The organism is Shewanella halifaxensis HAW-EB4 (assembly GCF_000019185.1).
In the GTDB taxonomy this organism is placed as follows: Bacteria; Pseudomonadota; Gammaproteobacteria; order Enterobacterales; family Shewanellaceae; genus Shewanella; species Shewanella halifaxensis.
In genome coordinates, this window is the sequence record NC_010334.1 from 3355755 (window position 1) to 3380038 (window position 24284).

The 24284-nt window shown below is 44.8% G+C and carries 16 protein-coding genes and 3 tRNA genes; 8 read left to right on the top strand and 11 right to left on the bottom strand.

The features are described 5' to 3' along the window. Window positions 1-33: 33 nt before the first annotated feature. The 7 genes from lon to SHAL_RS14365 all read right to left on the bottom strand — a co-directional run bounded on the left by lon (window position 34) and on the right by SHAL_RS14365 (window position 6465). Window positions 34-2391 (bottom strand): endopeptidase La, encoded by a 2358-nt coding sequence (lon, locus tag SHAL_RS14335; RefSeq protein ID WP_012277847.1) that lies wholly within the window; start codon window positions 2389-2391, stop codon window positions 34-36. A 147-nt stretch (window positions 2392-2538) separates the two neighbouring features. After that, a complete protein-coding gene (gene clpX / locus SHAL_RS14340) occupies window positions 2539-3816 on the bottom strand; it encodes an ATP-dependent protease ATP-binding subunit ClpX (protein WP_012277848.1) in 1278 nt (425 codons plus the stop codon). Between the two features lie 84 nt (window positions 3817-3900). Next, window positions 3901-4512 carry an ATP-dependent Clp endopeptidase proteolytic subunit ClpP gene (gene clpP, locus SHAL_RS14345; RefSeq protein ID WP_012277849.1) on the bottom strand — a complete coding sequence of 204 codons (612 nt, stop codon included), beginning with the start codon at window positions 4510-4512 and terminating at the stop codon, window positions 3901-3903. 90 nt (window positions 4513-4602) lie between these two features. Next, window positions 4603-5907 (bottom strand): trigger factor, encoded by a 1305-nt coding sequence (tig, locus tag SHAL_RS14350; RefSeq protein ID WP_012277850.1) that lies wholly within the window; start codon window positions 5905-5907, stop codon window positions 4603-4605. Window positions 5908-6164: 257 nt separating this feature from the next. Further along, window positions 6165-6240, bottom strand: a tRNA-His gene (locus SHAL_RS14355). A gap of 8 nt (window positions 6241-6248) precedes the next feature. Continuing rightward, window positions 6249-6325, bottom strand: a tRNA-Arg gene (locus SHAL_RS14360). A 63-nt stretch (window positions 6326-6388) separates the two neighbouring features. Then, window positions 6389-6465, bottom strand: a tRNA-Pro gene (locus tag SHAL_RS14365). 371 nt (window positions 6466-6836) lie between these two features. On the opposite strand from SHAL_RS14365, the gene folD reads away from it, so the two are divergent. Then, window positions 6837-7691, top strand: coding sequence for a bifunctional methylenetetrahydrofolate dehydrogenase/methenyltetrahydrofolate cyclohydrolase FolD (folD, locus tag SHAL_RS14370; protein WP_012277851.1), 855 nt, complete (start codon window positions 6837-6839; stop codon window positions 7689-7691). 255 nt (window positions 7692-7946) lie between these two features. Here the strand turns inward: folD and cysS are convergent, their stop codons facing one another. Next, the gene (gene cysS / locus SHAL_RS14375; protein WP_012277852.1) at window positions 7947-9326 is read right to left on the bottom strand and encodes a cysteine--tRNA ligase; all 1380 of its coding nucleotides are present in this window, start codon (window positions 9324-9326) and stop codon (window positions 7947-7949) included. Between the two features lie 301 nt (window positions 9327-9627). On the opposite strand from cysS, the gene SHAL_RS14380 reads away from it, so the two are divergent. The 3 genes from SHAL_RS14380 to SHAL_RS14390 all read left to right on the top strand — a co-directional run bounded on the left by SHAL_RS14380 (window position 9628) and on the right by SHAL_RS14390 (window position 11858). Beyond that, the gene (locus SHAL_RS14380; protein ID WP_041416455.1) at window positions 9628-10122 is read left to right on the top strand and encodes a peptidylprolyl isomerase; all 495 of its coding nucleotides are present in this window, start codon (window positions 9628-9630) and stop codon (window positions 10120-10122) included. Window positions 10123-10132: 10 nt separating this feature from the next. Next, window positions 10133-10849 carry a UDP-2,3-diacylglucosamine diphosphatase gene (locus tag SHAL_RS14385; RefSeq protein ID WP_012277854.1) on the top strand — a complete coding sequence of 239 codons (717 nt, stop codon included), beginning with the start codon at window positions 10133-10135 and terminating at the stop codon, window positions 10847-10849. Window positions 10850-11261: 412 nt separating this feature from the next. Continuing rightward, window positions 11262-11858, top strand: coding sequence for a Yip1 family protein (locus tag SHAL_RS14390; RefSeq protein ID WP_012277855.1), 597 nt, complete (start codon window positions 11262-11264; stop codon window positions 11856-11858). Between the two features lie 117 nt (window positions 11859-11975). Here SHAL_RS14390 and glnS read toward each other — a convergent pair whose 3' ends face one another. The 3 genes from glnS to SHAL_RS14405 form a co-directional block, all read right to left on the bottom strand. Next, window positions 11976-13646, bottom strand: a complete 1671-nt coding sequence (gene glnS, locus SHAL_RS14395; RefSeq protein ID WP_012277856.1) for a glutamine--tRNA ligase — start codon at window positions 13644-13646, stop codon at window positions 11976-11978. Window positions 13647-13818: 172 nt separating this feature from the next. Continuing rightward, on the bottom strand, window positions 13819-16113 hold the full coding sequence (gene feoB, locus SHAL_RS14400; protein ID WP_012277857.1) for a Fe(2+) transporter permease subunit FeoB: 2295 nt from the start codon (window positions 16111-16113) through the stop codon (window positions 13819-13821). Continuing rightward, a complete protein-coding gene (locus SHAL_RS14405) occupies window positions 16106-16345 on the bottom strand; it encodes a FeoA family protein (protein ID WP_012277858.1) in 240 nt (79 codons plus the stop codon). Before SHAL_RS14405 ends, feoB begins: the two co-directional genes overlap by 8 nt. A gap of 444 nt (window positions 16346-16789) precedes the next feature. On the opposite strand from SHAL_RS14405, the gene SHAL_RS14410 reads away from it, so the two are divergent. The 4 genes from SHAL_RS14410 to SHAL_RS14425 all read left to right on the top strand — a co-directional run bounded on the left by SHAL_RS14410 (window position 16790) and on the right by SHAL_RS14425 (window position 24228). Continuing rightward, window positions 16790-17749 carry a DmsE family decaheme c-type cytochrome gene (locus tag SHAL_RS14410; protein WP_041416025.1) on the top strand — a complete coding sequence of 320 codons (960 nt, stop codon included), beginning with the start codon at window positions 16790-16792 and terminating at the stop codon, window positions 17747-17749. A 15-nt stretch (window positions 17750-17764) separates the two neighbouring features. Beyond that, complete coding sequence (locus SHAL_RS14415) at window positions 17765-19885, top strand: MtrB/PioB family decaheme-associated outer membrane protein (protein WP_012277860.1); 2121 nt, start codon at window positions 17765-17767, stop codon at window positions 19883-19885. 129 nt (window positions 19886-20014) lie between these two features. Then, window positions 20015-21940: an OmcA/MtrC family decaheme c-type cytochrome gene (locus SHAL_RS14420; protein WP_012277861.1), complete on the top strand. Its 1926-nt coding sequence runs from the start codon at window positions 20015-20017 to the stop codon at window positions 21938-21940. 104 nt (window positions 21941-22044) lie between these two features. Further along, window positions 22045-24228 (top strand): OmcA/MtrC family decaheme c-type cytochrome, encoded by a 2184-nt coding sequence (locus SHAL_RS14425; protein ID WP_012277862.1) that lies wholly within the window; start codon window positions 22045-22047, stop codon window positions 24226-24228. Window positions 24229-24284 lie beyond the last annotated feature (56 nt).

Here is a 24284-nt window from a genome sequence, read left to right on the forward strand (position 1 = left end):
TGTTTTTTTAAAGCAATCCTACAATTTATTGCGTTAGTCCACGTTTTCTACTACTTCGAAGCCTTCAACTGGTCGCTCTAGCGCCAACTTAAGTACTTCATCGACCCATTTCACGGGATAAATCTTTAGATCGGCAATGACATTTTGTGGAATTTCTTCCAAATCACGTTCATTTTCCTTTGGAATTAGAACAACTTTCGTACCGCCACGATGTGCGGCCAATAGTTTTTCTTTCAATCCACCAATCGGTAATACTTCACCACGAAGGGTTATTTCACCTGTCATTGCCACGTCAGCACGAACAGGGTTGCCCGTTAGGCTAGATACTAGCGCAGTACACATAGCCGCACCTGCTGATGGACCATCTTTCGGTGTCGCGCCCTCTGGTACGTGGACGTGAATATCACGCTTCTCGTAAAAGTCGGGGTTAATACCCAATTGCTCTGCACGAGCACGCACAACCGTCATTGCCGCTTGAATCGATTCTTGCATCACATCGCCAAGTGAGCCGGTATACGTCAGCTTACCCTTACCAGGCACTGAGGTGGCTTCGATGGTAAGCAGATCGCCACCCACTTCGGTCCACGCCAAACCGGTAACTTGACCAATCTGGTTATTAGACTCAGCTTTACCGTAGTCACAGCGTTGTACGCCTAGGAATGACTTAAGGTTGTCTTGGTTAACTTCAACATGCTTAATACTCTTATCAAGCAGAATTTGTTTAACCACTTTACGACAGATTTTTGATAGCTCACGCTCAAGTGCACGTACGCCCGCTTCACGAGTGTAGTAACGAATAATACCGATAATGGCACTATCATCAACCGTCACTTCTTTGGCTTTTAAACCATTGCGCTCAATCTGCTTCGGCAGCAGATGCTGCTTTGCGATATTAAGCTTCTCATCTTCGGTGTAACCCGATAAACGGATCACTTCCATACGGTCTAATAGAGGACCTGGAATATTCATCGAGTTTGACGTTGCCACGAACATCACATCAGACAAGTCATAATCGACTTCCATGTAGTGATCGCTAAACGCTGAGTTTTGCTCAGGGTCTAACACCTCAAGCAGGGCTGAAGCCGGGTCGCCACGCATATCACTACTCATCTTGTCGATTTCATCGAGCAAGAACAGTGGGTTTTTAACGCCCACTTTAGACATTTTTTGAATGACTTTACCTGGCATAGAACCAATATAAGTACGACGGTGACCACGGATCTCCGCTTCATCACGCACGCCGCCTAACGCAACACGCACATACTTACGACCCGTTGCTTTTGCAATTGACTGACCCAGTGAGGTTTTACCCACACCTGGTGGTCCAACTAAACACAGAATCGGACCTTTAAGCTGTTTAACTCGGCTTTGTACCGCTAGATACTCTAAAATGCGTTCTTTGACTTTTTCAAGACCAAAGTGGTCGGTATCTAAGACATCTTGTGCTTTAGCTAAGTCACGCTTGATTTTCGAGCGCTTGTGCCAAGGCACTGACACCATCCATTCAACATAACTTCTCACCACGGTCGCTTCAGCGGACATAGGTGACATCATTTTTAGCTTATTTAACTCAGCAGAGGCTTTTTCTTTCGCCTCAGTAGGCATCTGCGCCTCTTCAATCTTTTTCGCTAAGCTTTCAAATTCATCGTGAGATTCGTCAATATCACCCAGCTCTTTTTGAATCGCTTTCATTTGCTCATTCAAATAGTACTCGCGCTGACTCTTCTCCATCTGCTTTTTAACACGGCTACGAATACGCTTCTCAACCTGAAGTAGGTCAATCTCCGATTCCATCATCGCCATCAAATATTCGATACGCTCGCTAACATTGACCATCTCAAGCACAGACTGTTTGTCTTCTAGCTTAAGTGGCATATGCGCGGCCATAGTGTCGGCAAGTCTTGCAGCTTCGTCAATACCCGATAGCGAGGTCAAGACCTCTGGTGGGATCTTCTTATTAAGCTTGATATAGCCTTCAAATTGTCCAACAGCAGAACGAACAAGGACTTCCTCTTCTTTCTCTGACAATGGCTCAGATTCAAGATAGTGGGCAGTAGCTTGGAAGATCTCTTCTTGCTCTGAATAGTTATCGATGCGAGCACGCTGTCCGCCTTCAACTAATACCTTTACCGTGCCATCTGGCAACTTAAGTAGCTGTAATATCGATGCGACTGTACCGACATCAAAAATATCATCACTTGTTGGGTCGTCTAACTCAGCATCACGCTGGGCGACTAAAATGATTTGTTTACCTTGCTCCATTGCTTTCTCTAAGCAACGAATTGATTTCTCTCGACCGACGAATAACGGAATTACCATGTGGGGATAAACCACCACATCTCTTAGTGGTAGTACGGGTAGTTCGATTCGCGCATCACGCTCTAGGGTCATAGCTCGATTCCGTTTTTTATGATTACTTATGAGTATATTGGGGTGATTAGATAGGATTCAATGCCGAAAAACAATTAATTAAATAAGTGTACAAAAAAGGAGCCAAATAGGCTCCTTTATAATTCACTCATGAGTGTAGACGAGATTTTATTCTGCCGATGCGGTTTGTGCTTCGCTATTAGCGTAGATCAAGATAGGACTTGACTCACCTTTAACCACAGACTCATCGATAACCACTTTAGCGACATCATCTGTCGATGGCAGATCATACATGATATCAAGTAGGATCCCTTCAACAATAGAACGAAGACCACGAGCCCCCGTCTTACGAGTTTGTGCTTTAAGAGCAATCGCCTTTAATGCATCGTCTCTAAACTCAAGCTCTACATTTTCCATCTCAAATAATGCGGCAAACTGTTTAGTAATCGCATTTTTTGGCTCAGACAGAATTTGAATCAAGGCTTCATCGTCAAGCTCTGACAGTGTCGCAAGTACAGGCAGACGACCGATAAATTCAGGAATAAGACCGAACTTAACTAAATCTTCAGGCTCAACTTGTAAAAGCGTATCAGAGATAGACTTCTTATCTGCTTCACCTTTTACTTCAGCACCAAAACCAATACCGGTACCAACATGAGCACGCTGCTCAATGACCTTTTCAAGGCCTGCGAATGCACCACCACAGATGAACAAGATCTTAGAAGTATCGACTTGTAAGAACTCTTGCTGTGGGTGCTTACGACCACCTTGTGGCGGTACAGCTGCAATAGTGCCTTCAATTAGCTTAAGCAGTGCTTGCTGCACACCCTCACCCGATACGTCACGAGTAATCGATGGATTATCAGACTTACGACTGATTTTATCAATCTCATCGATATACACGATACCGCGCTGGGCTTTTTCTACATCGTAGTCGCACTTTTGCAGTAGCTTTTGAATGATGTTCTCAACATCTTCACCTACGTAACCCGCCTCAGTTAGCGTGGTTGCATCGGCCATCGTAAATGGCACGTCAAGGACACGTGCAAGTGTTTCTGCTAGTAAGGTTTTACCACTACCCGTTGGGCCAATTAGCAAGATGTTACTCTTACCCAGTTCTACGCCATCTTTAGGGGTAGCATTTCTAAGGCGCTTGTAGTGGTTATACACTGCAACAGCAAGTACTTTTTTAGCTTTATCTTGACCAATTACATAATCATCCAAATGAGCTCTTAGCTCATGAGGGGTCGGCAACTTGTCTTGATCTTGCTTTGGTGAAATCTCTTTAATTTCTTCTCTAATGATGTCATTGCAGAGTTCAACACACTCATCGCAAACATATACAGAAGGCCCTGCAATGAGTTTTCTTACCTCATGCTGGCTCTTGCCACAAAAAGAGCAGTACAGCAGTTTTCCGCCGTCACCGTTACCTTTGTCTTCACCCATTACTTTACCTCTATTTGCAGTATTTTCACTGCCTAAATCTTTTCGTTACTTCTTATTTGAGCATAGCTCAGAGCGAAGTAAAAATCAGCTTCGTTTTGCTATCACTGAATCGACTAATCCGTATTCAGCGGCTTCTGTCGCGCTCATGAAGTTATCACGGTCTGTATCACGTTCGATCACTTCAAGAGGCTGGCCTGTGTGCTCTGCAAGCATAGTATTAAGTTTATTCTTAATACCCAAGATCTCTTGAGCATGAATAGCGATATCTGACGCTTGACCTTGGAAACCACCTAATGGCTGATGGATCATCACTCTTGAGTTTGGTAAGCAATGGCGTTTGCCTTCTGCACCGCCTGCCAATAAAAATGCGCCCATGCTCGCCGCTTGACCAATACACACGGTACTCACATTAGGCTTAATGAACTGCATAGTGTCATAAATTGCCATACCTGCAGTTACGCTGCCGCCTGGTGAGTTGATGTATAGGTAGATATCCTTATCTGGGCTCTCTGATTCCAAAAACAGTAACTGAGCAACGATAAGGTTAGCCATATGTTCTTCAACTTGGCCAACGAGAAAGATCACTCGCTCTTTTAACAGGCGAGAATAAATATCATATGAACGTTCACCTTTAGCCGTCTGTTCGACAACCATAGGAACGAGTGCGTTAAGTACTGATTCTGGCGCTTTGTGCATGATTAAACTTCCCTAAATAAAAATGGCCCGCATGAGGAACCTCATACGAGCCATTATAAATGGCTAATAGCCATTTAAGTCAAGCGATGGTTACGCGCGACCTGTAGCCTTGTTCATAAATTCTTCAAAGTTGACTGCTTTTTCAGTCAAAGTTGCAGTTTTTAACAAAGCTTCAACCGCTTGCTCTTCTAGAGCAACGTTGCGCATATTCTGCATAAGTTCTTCGTTACCATTGTAGTATGCTACAACTTCACTTGGATCTTCATATGCAGAAGCCATAGAAGCGATCAAAGCTTGAACACGTTCGTCTTCAGCTTTTAGCTCGTTTGCCTTGATCACTTCGCCAAGTAGTAGACCTACTTTAACGCGACGTGCAGCTTGCTCAGTGAATAGATCAGCTGGTAGCTCAGGCATGTTTGCAGCTTGGTCGCCGAAACGTTGCATAGCTTGCTTACGCAATACTTCAACTTCACCGTCGATTAGTGCTGCAGGCAATTCGATGTCGTTTTGCTCAACTAGACCATTAAGTACTTGCTCTTTAACATTCGCTTTAAGCGCTTGTTCAAGTTCACGGCTCATGTTCTTGCTGATTTCGCCGCGTAGTGCGTCGATGCCACCTTCAGTAATACCGAATAGTGTAGCAAACTCGTCGTTAACTTCTGGAAGGTTAGCCGCTTGAACTTCGTTCAGAGTAATAGCGAAAGTTGCTACTTTACCCTTCAAGTTTTCTGCGTGGTAATCTTCAGGGAAAGTCACTTCGATATTGAACTCTTCACCCGCTTTGTGACCTTCAACACCAGACTCGAAACCTGGGATCATACGGCCGCTGCCTAGTTGTAGTTCGAAATCGTCAGCTTTGCCGCCTTCAAACTCTTCACCGTCGATTGAGCCAACAAAGTTAATTTTAGCTTTGTCGCCTTCAGCCGCTGCGCGCTCAGCTACTTCAAAAGTAGCATGCTGGTTACGTAGCGTTTCAATCATAGAATCAACGTCAGCTTCTGTTACTTCAGCTGTAGGCTGCTCAACAGTGATTGACTCAAGACCTTTTAGCTCAACTTCTGGATAGATTTCAAAAGTAGCAACAAACTCAAAGTTTTCGCCTTCAGTTGAACCAGGAGTAAAAGTAGGTGCGCCAGCAGGGTTTAACTTCTCAGCAATGATTGCTTCAATGAAGTTACGCTGCATCACTTCACCAGTGATATCTTGACGAATTGCATTACCATAACGCTTATTAATAACGCTTACAGGTACTTTTCCTGGACGGAAACCTGGGATACGGGCACGCTTAGCTTCGCTTTTCAATGCTTCTTTAACAGTGTTCTCGATCTGCTCAGCAGGTACAGAAATTGTTAGGCGACGCTCTAAGCCTTGTGTGGTTTCAACAGAAACTTGCATTTTTTTACCTCGAAAAATATGTCTATCGTCCTTTGCAATAGTCGAAAAATCAACTATTCAGGTATTCGTTTCTTGATCCGTAAATTTCACCCAAATGCCCATAAATACTGAAGATCGGCACAGGTATCTTTTAGTTGATAATTATCAAGACGCGACATTATAGCTATGGAATGCGCCAGAGTCGAGCCTCAAAGCGTGATTTACAGGCGTAAAAAAAGCGACCTAGGGTCGCTTTTTTAACTTCTTTACAGAATGAGTGGGGTGACTGATGGGGTTCGAACCCACGACAACCGGAATCACAATCCGGGACTCTACCAACTGAGCTACAATCACCACAAAAATGGTACGCCCGGCAGGATTCGAACCTGCGGCCACCCGCTTAGAAGGCGGGTGCTCTATCCAACTGAGCTACGGGCGCTCGGTAATGAAAATAAATTCATTTCCTGAACTGGGCAACTAACGTTACACGTTAGTTTAAATGTGGTCGGTGATAGAGGATTCGAACCTCTGACCCTCTGGTCCCAAACCAGATGCGCTACCGGGCTGCGCTAATCACCGAAATTTGAAACCTATTGTAAAGTACGTTTTCACGCTGGGACACCCTTTACTGTTTCTGGCCCTCAAAGACAACAACTTGCTGCTCGTTGAGAACGGAGCGCATAGTAGCCCCATACCTAAAAGTCGTCAATGACTTTTTTAAAAAACACGACCAGATGGCTACTTTACACACTAAAGGGTGTCGCTTTAACCAATGCGGCTAAAATAACTACTGCACCTCGTTATTTACTGACTCATTGTTACATTACAGGAAGTTATTATCCGTATATTAGAATTGTTTGTTAGCAGTCTAAATCAATGACACCTTTGGTCTGTCCTGTTAAAATATCGTCGTTTTCCATTATCGCGCCGTATAAAGGACACCAACCCCAATGACAGCCCAAATCATCGATGGTAAAGCGATAGCCCAAACCATTCGAACACAGCTCAAAGATAAAGTAACCGCCCGTAAAGAGGCTGGTCAAAGAGCCCCAGGTTTAGCCGTAATTCTTGTTGGAGCAGATCCTGCATCACAAGTTTACGTCGGCAGCAAACGCAGAGCCTGTGAGGAAGTCGGTTTTATATCCCGCTCATATGATCTAGACAGCAGCACATCAGAAGAAGCCCTATTATCACTCATTGATGAGTGTAACGAAGATCCAAGCATAGACGGGATCTTGGTTCAACTACCGCTTCCAGAGCATATTGAAGAATCTAAAGTGATTGAGCGTATTCGCCCAGACAAAGACGTAGATGGCTTTCATCCCTATAACGTCGGCCGTCTTGCTCAGCGGATCCCAGTACTGCGTGCCTGTACGCCTATGGGGATTATGACTCTTATAAAGTCTACTGGTGTTGATACTTTCGGGTTAGATGCCGTTGTGATTGGCGCTTCAAATATTGTCGGTCGTCCCATGGCGCTTGAACTGTTACTAACGGGTTGCACCACCACAATCTGTCACCGCTTTACGCGCAATCTTGAAGATAAAGTGCGCCAAGCCGATCTACTGGTTGTTGCTGTGGGTAAGCCTGGCTTTATTCCTGGAGACTGGATCAAACCTGGCGCAATCGTTATCGACGTTGGCATTAACCGCTTAGAGGGCGGCCAGCTTGTGGGTGATGTACAGTTTGACGACGCAGCCCAGCATGCAAGCTTTATTACACCTGTACCAGGTGGTGTTGGCCCTATGACTATCGCAAGCCTGCTTGAAAACACCCTGTATGCCTGCGAGCAGTATCACGATTAATAGAAGGTTCTAGGTTTAACAGAAGGTGCTAGGAAAAGCAGGAAAGAGCCGAGACGGAAACACTGCTCAACCATACTCCCCCATCGTTCTGTCGATGGGGTGTGGTACAAATGTTCCAGACCTAGCTAGTGAAAAAGCGATACCACACCTTTCCATCCATGGGGTGTGGCATAAGTGTTCCAGACACAAAAAAGCCTGCATAAGCAGGCTTTTTTGTGTCTGGAACATAATGTCAGTATGACTTATTGCTAAGAATTACTTCTTACGCCAAGTGGTGCCTTCTGGACCATCTTCTAAAATCACACCCAAAGCATTTAAGCCATCGCGTGCAACGTCAGCGGCAGGCCAGTCTTTTTCAGCACGAGCACGGTTACGTTCAACGATTAAGGCTTCAATTTCAGCCACTTCATCGTCACTGCCTTCACCTTTAAAGAAGGTATCAACGTCTTGACCCAAAATACCTAGCACATCGGCGAGTTCTTTAAGCGCGACACCTAAAGCTGACGCTTTAGCCATATCAGTTGCTTTTAGTCGGTTGATCTCACGCACCATATCAAACAATACCGAATAAGCTTCAGGCGTATTGAAGTCATCATCCATCGCCGTCTTAAACTTAGCCACAAACTCTTGGGCAGGCGCCGCTTCAACGCTTAAGTCTAAGTCTTTAAGCGCGGTGTAAATACGCTCTAGTGCAGCCTTAGCTTGCTTTAAGTTATCTTCAGAGTAGTTAAGCTGGCTACGGTAATGACCCGATAACAGGAAGTAACGTACTGTCGCGGCGTCGTAATGAGCTAATACATCGCGAATGGTAAAGAAGTTATTTAAAGACTTTGACATCTTCTCTTTATCAATCATCACCATACCCGTATGCATCCAGTAGTTTACATATGGCGTATCGTGGGCGCAGCATGACTGAGCGATCTCATTTTCATGGTGTGGGAACTGCAGATCGCTGCCGCCACCATGGATATCGAAATGGTTACCTAAGTGCTTGCTGTTCATTGCTGAACATTCGATATGCCAACCTGGACGACCCGGTCCCCAAGGCGACTCCCAAGTCGGCTCGCCCGGCTTAGACATCTTCCAAAGTACAAAGTCCATTGGATCGCGCTTAGTATCTTCAACTTCCACGCGCGCACCGGCTTGTAGCTGCTCAAGATTCTGCCCAGATAAACGGCCATACTCAGGGAATGAGGATACGCTAAACAGCACATCACCACTTGACGCAACGTAGGCATGATCACGTTCAATCAGTCTTTCGACCATATCAATGATTTCAGGAATATGCTGTGTGGCACGAGGTTCATTGTCTGGACGTGCCATATTCAATGAATCGAAATCTTTGTGCATTTCGGCAATTAAACGCTCAGTTAATGAATCACAACTCTCATTGTTTTCATTTGCGCGTTTGATAATTTTGTCATCGACGTCGGTAATATTACGTTGAAAATTAACGTCATATCCGCTGTATCTTAGGTATCTAACAATCATGTCGAAAGATACAAATGTACGCCCATGGCCAATATGACATAAGTCATAGATGGTCACCCCACACACATACATGCCAACCTTTCCTGGCTGTAATGGCACAAACTGCTCTTTTTGGCGGGTAAGACTATTGTAAAGCTTCAACATTGATTATTCTCTTCAACGGCTATATTTAGAAATAAGTTGTTCAGTCTACCACTGCAAAAGTCGCTGTTCCAAGCTGTTTTCGTGCACAAAGCCCGCAAAAATGAGCAGATATAGTGCAACTAAGCAAGTTTGCGAGCTTATCCCGATTATTCACAAGCTTTACAGCAATGCTCTGGGGGCGCATTCGATTCCAATCTCGCACATAATTCAATTACGCAGCCACTCAGTGCTTTATGGATTTATGCAATTACGTTAGAATCCACCATTATTGACAGCGTACTAAATGATGAGAGTTTTAAATATGATCACACTTCATACAAACCATGGCGATATCAAATTAGCTTTAAATACCGAAAAAGCACCAAATACTGCCGCTAACTTCTTAAACTATGCTAAAGAAGGTTTCTACGATGGTACTGTTTTCCATCGTGTAATCGACGGTTTTATGGTTCAGGGCGGCGGTTTTACTGAAGATATGGGTCAAAAACGCCCTAACGAGTCAATTGAAAACGAAGCAAATAACGGTTTATCGAACAAAATCGGTACTATCGCTATGGCTCGTACTTCTGATCCACATTCTGCGACAGCACAATTTTTCATCAACGTTGGCGACAACACTTTCCTAGACTTTAAGTCTGAGTCAGCTCAAGGCTGGGGTTACTGTGTATTTGGTGAAGTTGTTGAAGGCATGGACGTAGTAAACAAGATTAAAGCGGTTAGCACTGGTAACCGTGGCATGCATCAAGATGTTCCTCTTGAAGCTGTTATCATCGAAAAAGTAACCATCGAAGAGTAATATTGCCTCGATGCGCACTCTATTTGTGGGCGATTTGCACTTAAGTACCGATCGCCCCGATATCACCCAAGCTTTTCTTAGGTTTCTAGATACTCAACTTCACGACACTGATGCGTTATACATCCTTGGCGATCTCTTCGAAGTATGGGTTGGTGACGACATTGCAGAGCCTTTCGCTGAGCAACTTGCTAAAGCGATATACCAAGCCTCACAAAAACTGCCTATTTTCTTTATTCATGGTAATCGAGATTTCTTAATCAGTAATGCTTTTGCTAAACGTAGCGGTATGACACTGTTACCTGAAATCTATACTGTAGATTTATATGGGATCCCTACTGTCATTTTGCACGGTGATAGCCTTTGTACCTTAGATAAGCCTTACCAACGTTTTAGAAAGTTTCGCAATTTGGGTTGGGCTAAATGGCTTTATGCCCATTTACCAAAATCGAAACGACTCGATATTGCTGTAAAACTGCGTTCTAAAAGCCAGAGCAGTAATCAGCAAAAAAGCTATAGCATTATGGATGTAGAACCTGATGCGGTGCTTGAATTGCTTAATGCGACGAAAACCGAGCAAATGATCCATGGTCATACTCACCGGCCTGCGATTCATCAACTCGCTAACGGTAGGCGCCGTATCGTTGTAGGTGATTGGTATGAGCAAGGCAGCATGTTAAGTGTTAGCCAAGACAAAATCGAGCTTATCGAACTCCCTTTCGGCAAGTAGTTTACTGCTTGCCTCTCGAGTATTTATCCCCTTAATGACTAACAAAATAGCTGCCTAAGTGGCTGACTATGCAATTATGCAGACAGTGCGATTTGGCAAGTTTAATTGACTGTCGCAGTTAAGCTCGGCGCGCCGCCATGAAACTTAAACTCCTCTTTAATTAAGCGGCTCACCTTAGCGATGAGATCCGTGCCCTGTTCAAAATCACTTCGAGCGATAAGTACTGCTCCGAGCTCATTATTTTACCAGCAATTCCCTGCACAACCTTAGCTTAACACCTATGCTTAAATAGATTGGCTTGACTCCTAGCAGTTTTTACTCAATAAATAAACACAGAGCTGTAACCAGTTCGTCTGTAGTTTGGCGAGCCAAATTTAATATAGAAGTTAAATGCTAAACGAGGATAACTATAATGATATTGAATCACTTAATGGGGCTATACACTCATCCGAAAGAAGAGTGGCAAACAATTGAGAGAAACCACGAAGCATTGCGCAGCAGTTTGAGTCACATCATCATTGTCGCGCTTATTCCCGCTATCTGTTCCTTCATCGGGACGTCACAAATTGGCTGGGACTTAGGCGTTGGTGATCGTCAGTTCTTAACGGCGCAGAGTGCCATGATCATGTCTGGCGGCATGTATTTAGGCTTAATCGCGGGTGTATTTGCCCTCGCCTACCTCGCTTTTTGGATGGCAAAAACATTCGATGCAAAACCTAGCTACACCCAAGCACTAGAACTTGCAGCCTATACCGCAACACCTCTGTTTATGGTGGGTCTAGCGGCGCTTTATCCGACACTCTGGTTTATGATGGTTGTCGGGCTTGCAGGCCTTGCCTACTCAGTTTACCTACTCTATACCGGTGTACCTATTATTATGAACATCCCCGAGGAGAAAGGCTTTATTTACGCAAGCTCTGTTGTGACCGCTGGCTTAGTGTTGCTTGTCGGGCTTATGGGTTCAAGTGTCATTCTTTGGAGTATCGGCTTCGGTCCTATGTACCAATAAGCTTAAGGCCCTATTCTGACTAGCTCAGAAATAAACTCAGAAACTAACTTAGATTTGGGTAACAAAAAAGCCGACTTTCGTCGGCTTTTTTAGTTTTAACGTGTACTTCAATAAGATTTACTCGAAAGAATCTCTTAGTGGCACAGTTAAGTTAAACACTAAGCTATCTTTGCTTGAGTCTTTGCTATCTGCGCAGAAGTAGCCTTCACGCTCAAACTGATAGGCTTTTTCAGCTTCAGCATTCATCAGGCTTGCTTCAACTAGGCCGTACTTAGTTGTTAGCGAGTGCGGGTTTAGCACTTCGTCAACTGACTCTGCAGCTGCTGGATTTGGATCGTTGAATAATCTTTCATACAAACGGAACTCTGCAGGCTTTGCAGTACTCGCCTCAACCCAATGAATAACACCTTTCACTTTACGACCGTCACTTGGGTTTTTACCCAAAGTTTCATCATCATAAGTACAGAAAATAGTAGTGATATTACCATCAGCATCTTTTTCACAGCGCTCGGCTTGGATCACGTAAGCATTACGCAAACGCACTTCTTTACCTTGAACTAGACGCTTGTACTTCTTATTTGCTTCTTCACGGAAATCGTCAGCATCAATAAATAGTTCACGACCAAAAGACAATTCACGCTTGCCCATCTCTTCCTTGTTAGGATGATTTGCAGCGTTGATGATCTCAACTTGCCCTTCAGGATAGTTTTCGATAACCACTTTAACAGGGTTAATCACTGCCATTGCGCGTGGCGCGAATTCATTTAGCTCTTCGCGAATACAAGCATCAAGCATGGCAACTTCAACCATGTTGTCTTGCTTAGTCACACCTATGCGCTTACAGAATTCACGAATAGACGCTGGTGTATAGCCGCGGCGACGGTAACCCGCAATCGTAGGCATACGCGCATCGTCCCAACCCGTTACTAGGTTACGGACAACTAAGTCATTAAGCTTACGCTTTGACATCAAGGTGTATTCAAGATTCAGTCTTGAAAACTCGTACTGACGTGTTCTGTTTGGCGCTTGGAAATCATCAAGATGATCGAGTACCCAGTCATACAGTCTACGGTTGTCTTGGAACTCAAGCGTACATAAAGAATGGGTAATATTTTCAATCGCATCAGAAATACAGTGAGTAAAGTCGTACATTGGGTAAATGCACCACTTGTCACCTGTCTGATGGTGATGAGCAAAACGAATACGGTAGATGATAGGATCACGCATACACATAAATGGTGATGCCATATCAATCTTAGCGCGAAGTGAACATTCACCTTCTTTGAACTCGCCTAAGCGCATTTTTTCAAATAATGCGAGGTTCTCTTCGACCGAAGTGTCACGGTATGGGCTGTTCTTACCTGGCTCTTTAAGCGTACCGCGATATTCGCGAGTCTCTTCACCATTTAAGAAGCACACATAAGCTAAGCCTTTAGTGATTAACTCAACTGCGTACTGGTGTAATTGGTCAAAATAGTTTGATGAATAACGAATATCACCATCCCACTGAAAACCGAGCCACTGCACATCAGCCTGAATAGAATTAACGTAATCGATATCTTCTTTTTCAGGATTGGTATCATCAAAACGTAAGTTACATTGACCTTTGTAGTCCTTTGCAATACCAAAGTTTAGGCAGATAGACTTAGCGTGGCCGATATGAAGAAAGCCGTTTGGCTCCGGCGGGAAACGAGTTTGTACACTCGTGTGCTTACCAGTAGCTAGATCTTCATCTATGATGTTACGTATGAAGTTACTAGGACGTACTTCAGTGTCCACATGACTCATGGAATTCCTCTTTGCGAACGATGATTAAAGACTAAAAATGCATAATCCTACAGATTTTGTAAAGGATCAACGACTGAGGTTTAAAAACCTCTCTAATGGCTATATTTATAGCGCAAAAAGCAGCGAATCATCGCTGCTTTTTATTATTTGATAACAGTATACGCTATTCGCGTTATTCAGTAATCACTTTAATGCCTGGGATAATGGTCTGGGTTTTCTTACCCTTCTTCTTAAGCCAGAGGTAGAACACAACTAAGGCTATTGCGAAGAAGCCAATCCATAAGCTTGATTGCAATGGGTGCTGTGCAAACGTTGCACCTTGGTAGAATACCGTGGCAACACCGTAAGCTAAACCAAATGTCCAAAGCCCTGCAAATGTTGCCCAGCGGCTACCAAACTCATTCACCAATGCGCCAATAGCGGCCACACAAGGGGTGTATAGTAAAATAAACAGTAAGTAAGCAAATGCAGCAGTCACCCCTGCGAAACCAGCTTGTAGCGCGCCAAAGGTTGAAGTATCAACTTCTAGTTCTTCTGATGCAGCCTCTACCGATGATACATCACCGACTGAAATAGACAGTGGGTCATCAGGAGAAATACCAAACAAGTTCTCAGGAATTGTCGCTAGCGCTTCACCAAAGGTGTCGCTAATTGGTGCTAATGCTTCATCACCTGCGCCAGCGTCTGAATAAAGACTATTCAAAGTACCAACTACTGCTTCTTTCGCAAAAATACCCGTAATAATACCTACTGTTGCAGGCCAGTTATCTTGCTCTACACCCATAGGTGCAAACAGTGGTGTTACTTTTTGACTGGCAACACTCAATACTGATTCGGAGCTATCTTCATGACCAAACGTACCATCAATACCGATTGCATTTACAAAGTTAAGTAAAGTCACCACTATCACAATGGTCTTACCCGCCCCCATAATAAAGCTCTTGGTACGCTTACCTGTACGAGCCATTACCGTCTTGAACTTTGGTTTCTCGTAACTTGGTAGCTCCATCACCACTGCGCTGCTAGAACCAGGAAGTAGAGTCGAACGTAACAGTAAGCCTGTACCGATAGCGGCAAAAATACCTATTATATAAAGCAAGAACACTAGATTCTGCCCCGACTCTGGGAAGAACGCTGCCGCAAACAGTGCGTAAACAGGTAATCTTGCACCACAAGACATAAACGGCGCCATCATACCAGTAACGATACGCTCGCGCTCACTGCCTAAAGTACGGGTTGCCATAATCGCCGGTACTGAACATCCAAAACCGACAATCATAGGCACAAATGCACGACCTGGAAGACCAATTCGGCGCATTAAGCCATCAACCACAAACGCTGCTCGCGCCATGTAGCCAGAGCCTTCAAGCACCGACAGTGCTAGGAATAGCGCAGCAATAACAGGAATAAAGGTTGCAACTGTTTGAATACCTTGACCCACGCCACCAGCAATAATGGTCACTAACCAAGTCGGAGAACCTAGACTAGACATAAATGCGCCTAGATGGTCTACAAAAATAGCACCGGCGGTAATATCGAAGAAATCAATAAATGAACTGCCCACATTAATACTAAACATGAACATCAAATACATCACGAATAGGAAAACAGGGATCCCAAAAATCGGGTGCAACACCAACTTATCGAGTTTATCGGTGAAGGTCTCGGCACCGTCGCTCTGCACTGAGCCAGTAAAGACTTGCTCAACGTAGTTAAAACGCGTTGTCGCAATCATGATCTCAATATCTTTGCCTTGGCTAGATAGCGCTTGAGAGTACAGCTCGACTTCGCTCGCCATTTGACTGTTTTTACATTTACCACAGCCTAAGCCATTTGCAAGCATTGCCAAGGCTCGGCCACGGCTTAACTCTGGATCTTGAGACAATAGATTCGATACAGCTGATTCAATCTCTTCATCATAATCTAGCACCAGTGGCGCTTCAGAGACCTTGCCATCGAGTAGCGCAACAAACTGCAGCTTAACTTTTTCGATATCTTTAGGTTCACGTGAACACACGGCAACAACAGGACAGCCTAACTCTTCAGTCATCTTGGCGATATCGATATGAATACCGCGTTCAACTGCTGCGTCAATCTTATTAAGCACAACCACCATTGGAATGCCCAACTCACGAAGCTGTACCGTTAGATATAAGTGGCGCTCGATATTGGTCGCATCAACTAAGTTAATAATACCGTCAATAGGTTGATCGGCTAGATACTGCTGGGCAATTTGCTCGTCTAAAGAACAGTCACAGCTATTACCTGCAGGAAGAAGATCATATATACCCGGAAGATCGGTTAAGAAAACGTCTGAACCTTGCAGTGCAAATTGGCCTGTTTTTTTCTCTACGGTTACGCCTGACCAGTTACCAACCTGCTGATTAGATCCGGTTAATGCATTAAACAGTGTTGATTTGCCCGCATTAGGGTTACCCACTGTTACGCAGTTAAATTGTTTATCCATTCGCTTTTTCAACCTCAATAATATCTGCTAAATCGCGACGCATGCATAACTTACTGCCGCGGATATCCAATTCAACACCCGAGCCCATTGGTGCCCTACGGATCAAGGAGAATCGAGTATTTGGGGTGATCCCCATAGAAAGTAGTTTGCGCTTTACTACGGCAGGTAGGTCTATATGACCCACTTGAGAAATTCTGGCGATATCGCCCGGACTTAATTCACTTAGCTTCATTCTGCATTCCACCTATTTACAGGCCTCGACTCTCTTTGAAATTAACGTTGATTCTAAAGCAGGCGAACAACGAATAACTTTACCTAGATCAACATTTAGAACTGTAAACGATAATAATTTTCAATTGTGTTCACCATTATGTGATAAATATCTCAACTAATAAATGCTTCTCTAAAGATAAATTGACCTCACAACTGCCACCTCAAACGCAAACACCTATCATTTTCATTATCAAAGCCGAACATCTTTAAAAGTGTAAACTTGACACAGATCACACTTAATTGATTTGCAGTATAAAAACCAGACACATTTAAAAATTAACACCCCACAAATGTTATGGGTTTGTCACAAAAATGCTCTATCATTACACATTAGTAATTTACAAAACTACTAATGTACAAGTAGTAAAAAATATCGCTTTTTAAAGTGAATGGGAATGAGATGATGAACATGAACATTGGATGGTTCACAGGCAAACTTGTGCGCCTGTTATCGTTAACGTTGCTAATTTGCAGTGTTAATGCTTTCGCAACGCCCTGGCAAGATAAAGATCCACAAGAGGTTGAAGCTGTACTCGACAAAAAGTTTGCAGAGGGGCAATACTCTTCAAAAGGTGCCGACTCTTGTTTAATGTGTCACCGCAAAAGCCCCAAGGTGATGGCATTATTTGACGGAGTACATGGTAGCGAGGTTCAAGGCTCTCCCATGGCCGACCTTCAATGTGAAGCTTGCCACGGTCCCATGGGCAAACACAATCGTGGCGGTAAAGAGCCGATGATCACTTTCGGTTCAAACTCCCCTGTTCCTGCCGCCAAACAAAACAGCGTTTGCATGAGTTGCCATAATGATGACCAACGCATGGCTTGGCAAGGTAACCACCATGATAATGCTGATGTGAGCTGTGCAGACTGTCACCAAGTTCATACAGGGTACGACCCTATCGCCGATAGAAGTACCGAAGTTGAAGTGTGCACGAGCTGCCACACTCAGCAAAAAGCCGATATCAATAAACGCTCACCTCACCCATTAAAGTGGCAACAGATGGTATGCACCGATTGCCACAATCCCCATGGCAGTTTATCTGATGCTAATCTCAAACAGATGAGCGTGAATGAAAACTGCTATTCCTGTCATGCCGAAAAGCGCGGACCCAAGCTCTGGGAGCACGCGCCCGTGACTGATAACTGTGCGACTTGCCACAATCCACACGGTAGTGTGAACGAAGCTATGTTAAACAGTAAGCCCCCTATGCTTTGCCAGCAATGTCACGCATCGGTTGGCCATACATCGAATGCGGTCTTTGGCGGTCAACCAAACGCCTTTAACGCTGGGCAAAGTTGTATGAACTGCCATTCGCAGGTTCATGGCTCTAATCATCCATCTGGCAAGTTATTACAGCGCTAACAAGGAGTGGCCGTTATGTTTGGAATAAACAAAAATATCAGCACAGGACAGCAGCTCTCAGTACTAGCGCTGGCAATCAGTGCCAGTATATCTCCAGTATTCGCCGACGGATACGGACTGCAAAACGCCAACAGAGCTAAAGCAGATACCACTAAGTGGCAATGTAAGCGTTGTACTAGCGAGTCGGGTTTTGAAGGCAGCATCGGCATAGGAGCCGCTTATAATGATGCGTCAGATATACATTTCGGCAATACAACAGGAACCGATACCGATGGTGCAGTTGGTCACCTAGAAGCTGATCTAATTAATAAGTCTGAATCTGGCTATGAGACAAGCTTTACTGCCAACAAGCTCGGTTATGATACTGGCAGCGCCAAAGTAGAAACCGGTGTGCCTGGTCATTATCAAATTGCGTTAGGCTACCGAGGCCTAGCAAATTATGACACCAATGCCGCCCTAACGCCTTACCTTAATAGTGGTGATGACCTTTACTTGCCAGCCAACTGGCAAACTGGAGCCGTCACCTCACAAATGCCAAGTTTATTTGATGATATTAACTATGTTGAATTAAAGAGCCAAAGGGACCGGTTCTTATTGGATGCGCAATATAAAGGAACATTTTATCAGGCTGATATTAACTACCAGCATGAAAAACGTGAAGGTAAACGAGTCTTTTCTGGTAACTTTCTCACCAACAGTGCCATGCTTGCAGAGGCTATTGATGACACTACCGATGAGTTCGGTGCTAAAATTTACTTTAACGGTAAAGGTTGGCTCGCGGGTATCGACTCGAGTTTTAGCCAGTACAAGAACGACCATAACAGCTTAACCTGGCAAAATGCATTTTCTCCAACCTTTGGAGCAGCCTATACAGGCCAAAGTGCAGTTTCACCAGACAACAAAGCTTACCGTATTGGCGCTAACGCTCAACTTAGTGGTAATGGTCAGCAAATATTAGTGCATATGGGGCTAGCAAGCTTCACCCAAGACGAAGCCTTCCTCCCCGCCACGATTAACGGACCAAGCCCTGCATTACCCGTTACAAACCTCGATGGTAGAGTCGATACTACCGATATGAAGCTCAAATATACCGGGCGAGTTATTCGTAGCCTCAGTGTTAGAGCCAGCTATGACTATTCAGATAGAGATAATAAGACCGCACGCAACCCCTACCCTCAAGTCATCACAGATAGCTATTATGCCGGTACGGCAATAAACCCCGAGTACGATCGGACTAAGCAACAAGCAAAGTTAGGCGCAAAATACCGCTTTTCACGCGCTATCTATCTAGACTCGGGTTATCAGTATGACCACAACGACTTCAGCGATTTGGACAGGGATTCGTTACAACAAAATAGTCTCTTCGCCAGATTAAGCTACAACATATCCTCTTCTTGGTCAGCCTGGTTCAAAGCCGACTTCAGCGACAGAACAGGCAGCGCTTACAATCCTGTTAGCACCACTAATAATCCAAGTAATCCTTACTTAAGAAAGTCGTACCTAGCAGACAGAGAGCGCCAAGAGTATCAACTCAGTGTTAGCTATAGCCCTACATCCGCTCTCTCGGCTAGTGCCAATATCCGTACAAGCCATGACGACTACGACGACACCTTGGTGGGACTCACTAAAGTCGATACTCAAGGTTATGACATTTCAGCTAACTATATGTTCAGCGACCAACTCAGTATTAATGCCTACCTCAATCAAGATTGGCGCGATAGCGACCAAGCCGGCAGCAGTAACTTTAGCCTTCCAAATTGGTATGCCAATACCGATGAAAAGTCCACGCTCGTTGGCGCAGGGTTCGACTATATACACCTGTTAGATAAAAAGCTCGATCTAGGATTAGATTACAGCTACTCAGATGGTCAGAGTGATACAGAAATAACCCAAGGGCTGACCTCCCCTTACGGCGATTATTTTGCTGATAAACATAATATTAATGCATTCGCTACCTATCAACTAGGCGAGCAAATGGCATTACGTTTTGATTGGATATTTGAGTACTACAAAGATTCAGACTGGCTAAACCAAGGGCTGACAGTTGATTCAATACCGAACGTGTTAATTTTTGGCGATCTTAGCCATGATTATAACGCTCACTACGTTGGCCTAACGTTCAGTTATCAGCTGTAGCCATAAGCGAACAGTGTTAGCCATAAGCTGCTAACACTTAAGCTGTCAATGACAGCCATGAGCGACCAGTAATAGCCATGAGCTACTAACAAAAGCCATGTCAATTAAAAGGAATTCAAGGACATTAATATGAAACGAGTCACTCAATCACTCGCAATAAAAAGCATTCCACTAATGCTAATAGCCGTATTAGCAGGCTGTGGTGGCGACGATGGAAATCCTGGCAACCCAGGTGAACCTGGAGGCCCACCAGCAAGCGAAATCAACAGCTTAGATATCACGGTAAATGAAGTGTTATTCGATTCAGGTGTAGCAACGATTAATTACCGCGTTACCAATGAGGTCGATGAACCCGTTGTCGGCATTCCATCGGCCACCTATATCGCGGCACAGCTTCTGCCCCAAGGCTATACCAATGCAGGTAATGCCAGTCAGTGGCAATACTTTACCGCAGAGTCTTGCTCTAGCAGTTGTGACGGCGAGTTTATCGATCATAAGAATGGTAAATACAGCTACACATTTAGCGGTCCATTTGATGGCATGAATGATATTGCTTTTATTGATGGTGCGACACAACGTGTGGTGATAAAAGTAGGTGGTGACAGTTTACCCGACGGCACAGCGCTGCCTATCACCAATCAATACTTAGACTGGCAAGATGAAGGCAGTAAACCCGCTTACACACGAGATATTCTCGACATGCAGAGTTGTAACACTTGTCATGATGACTTATCTTTTCATGGCCCTGTTGGCAAAGGAAAGTACAACGAAGTACAAGCCTGTGTGACTTGTCACAACCTCGCCAAAGTTAGCAACCCCGGCAACGTATTTGCCCCTATGGTGCACACGAAGCACTTAACCGGGTTTCCGGTATCACTGGCTGACTGCCAAACCTGCCACGCTCCCGATGAAGAACTAGCACAAAATATGAATTGGGCTCGCGTACCGACGATGGAAGCCTGTGGTAGTTGTCATACCAATATCGACTTCCCCGCAGGCCAAGGCCACCCAACTCAAGTCGATAACAGCAACTGTGTCGCCTGTCATAACTCAGACTGGACCATAAGCGCGCACAGTCAAGAAGCAACCGATACTGTACTTGGGCAGTTCAAGGCTGAAGTCGTTAGTGCTGAGCTTAATGGCGATGCTGTTAACTTCGCAATAAGGTTATCAAATCCGGCAACGAATGAAGTCTACGTCGACAGCGCCGATAAGCTTAGCTTTATTAGTGATCTGCGTGTTTATGCTAACTGGGGCATAAGCATCGATTACACAACACGAAGTGCTAAATCAATAAAACTCCAAGATGCTACGCCAATATCGGGTAGTAATGGCGTTTACCATTATCAAATTTCAGGTCTTACTCTCAGTGCAGATCCTGCAACAGATAAAGGCACGCTCGCCCTTCAGGGTAAGCTTTGTAGCGATCAAACTATGCTCGCCGACTGCGCCAACACCGACTCAAGCACAACCATCAAGTCGAGCCACCAGTTCTTTAGTGCCACAGCGGTAACAGAACTTGGCCGTAGAGTGGTAGTGACCAATGAGACCTGTGGTAGTTGTCATGGTGATCAACAGCTGAACTATCATGGTTCTCGTAACGATCTAGAACAGCAGTGTCAGGTTTGTCATAACCGCAATATGGTGGCCGATGCGACTGCAACAAACCCAGGAGCGTCAACGGCAGATTATAAACATCTCGCTCATACGCTACATGCAGGCTCTCGTGAGAGTTACCCTAACATTAACTACCCCGGCAATATTGGTAATTGCGCCCAATGCCACACGACTGATGCGGCAGGTGTATTAACGGCAGCCTTGCCTCTTAATAAAGCCGTGCAACCTCTCGCCTTTAGTGATGGCACATTTACCAGTGCAACATCGGCTATTTGTAGTGACTGTCACTTAAGTGACACCGCAAAGGCGCATATGACCCAGCAAGGCGGCGTGTTTAAAGGTTCTGAGGCCGATGCCACTGCCGGCACCGAAAGCTGTGCAACCTGTCATGGACAAGGCGCTACGGTCGATGTGTTAAAAGTTCACCCAATACAATAATACAACGAGTAGGCCTAAATAGACCATTTTAGGCCTACGACAATTTGTGATGAGAAACGATTTGTGACGTAAACAATTAGCGACAAAAACTAGTGACAAAAACAATGGAACGCAAAATTATGGATATAAAAATTAAACACTTAAAACTAAGTTTAATTGCGCTCACCGCATCGGCTCTTCTTTTTGGCTGTAGCGATGGCGATGATGGCGTTGACGGTAAAGATGGTGTCGTTGGCGTTAATATTGATTCTACCTCTAGCGTCCAGGCGCTATTTACCGAAGCCTCGGTAACAGATGGTACAGTTACCGTAAACTTCAATCTAGAAAATGCTAACGGTGTAGCCGTGCTTGGTCTAGATAAAGACGATGACTTGCGCTTTGGTATTGCTCAGCTTGCCAAAGTAAGCGAAACCATCGATGAAGTTGAATACAATAGAGGCTATCAGTGGCAGGCTTATATTAATGTGCTAAAAGAGCCCGGTCCCCTACCAGATGACACCAGCGACCTAAACCCTTCCCCACAATTTCAAGCAAATGTTGAGGCTGCGAGTAATTGTGATGACTGCTTAGTCGATAATAGTGATGGTAGTTATAGCTACACCTTCCAACAAAACATCGCCAATGTCACTGAGCCACTGACCATTGTCTACGGTGAGGATAATACCCATAGAGCAACATTAGAGCTAAAACTACCTCAGGTAACGGCAAATGCACATTACGACTGGCAGCCCTCTACTGGTGCAACAACCGACATTCAAACCCGTAATGTTGTGACTATCGAAACCTGTTATACCTGTCACCAGCCTGAGAGCCTTGAGCTTCATGGCGGTCGACGTATTGCGCTAGCGAACTGTGCGAGCTGCCATACCTCAACTTCTGGCGATCCTGAAAGCGGCAACAGTGTCGATTTCACCTATATGATCCATGCTATTCACAAAGGTCAAGATAGAGAAACCAGCACTGCCGAGGGCATGGTACCCGCACCCTATAAAATTGTCGGTTACGGCGGTAGCGTACACGATTATGGCAAGGTGATGTTCCCGCAAAAACCCGCTGCCAACTGTGCCTCTTGTCACGTTGAAGGTGAAGGTGCCCCCGCTAATGCTGACCTGTTTGAAGCAGATTTAAGCAACACAGCTTGTGTCAGTTGTCATACAGAGAAGCCATCTCAAACTCACAGCAGCACCAATTGTGTATCCTGTCATAACTCAACCGATACCTACCCTGGAACAGGCAGTGCAGAGAAACGTCATGGCGATGTACTCAAAGCGTTTGTTGATGCCGAAGCAATGGGCGTCGCCTTTAGCAATATAGGTTTAGATGCTAGCGGCAAACTTAAGTTTGATGTTCAAATTCAAGATAGTAGTGGCGCAGCTGTTGCTTCTGAGTTTATCGAAACTGGCACCCGTGTCGTTGTAGCTTGGGACACTAACAAAGACTTCCCTGCATATAGCGACGCCTCATACAGTCAACGTCGATTCAAGCTATCAGACGGTACCTATGATGCCGCGACCAAGACATTCACTATTATTGGCACAACCTTCGATATGCCAACCGATGCCGATGGCAAGACCTTCGAGTTATGGTCTGCAGTCGAGGTTTGTTTTAACAATGGCGGTTATTTGGTTGCAGAGATCAACATGACAGAGTGCTCAGACAAGACACGCTCGATTGCCGTTAAACAACCACCTTACCAATTTGTTTGGTCAGGTACAGGTGTCGATGACACAATGCAAGCCGCTATGCGCCGCTCGATTATTGATGCGGCAAAGTGTCAGAGCTGCCACAATCAGGAAAACTACCACTACAACAACGGTTATAACTGTCAGACCTGTCATACATCTGATAAGCCAACCAAAGAGTCTGTTAGAGGTTCTGGCGACTATGATAAGGCAACAAGCTATGCCTTTAAGGCCCATGAAGCCGACGGACATTACTTGAAGTATGCAGGCGTACAATCTGGTACCGTACTCAAAACTGACTGCTTAACTTGCCATAGCCTTCAAGGAAGTGATGTTATCGGTATTCAACTAGGGCGCGCACCTGACAGGGTATGGAACTATCCAAACCTTGAGACCAAAGAGCAAGCCGGTATTTGGGTGTCTTCAGATGCAGGCGCCTGCCTAAGCTGTCACCAGAAATACTTAAGCGACTCAGGAGCAAATCATATCGCTGCCAATGGCGGTATTTTAGATGGTATGAGTGCTGATGACGTGAAAACTCGTGCAGCCGAAGCTTGTGCAACTTGCCACAATCCAACGCAGTTAATGGAGATCCACGGCAACTAACGCTGGATGCGATAAGTTCTCGCTAAAATACGAGTAAAAAGAGGCTTCGGCCTCTT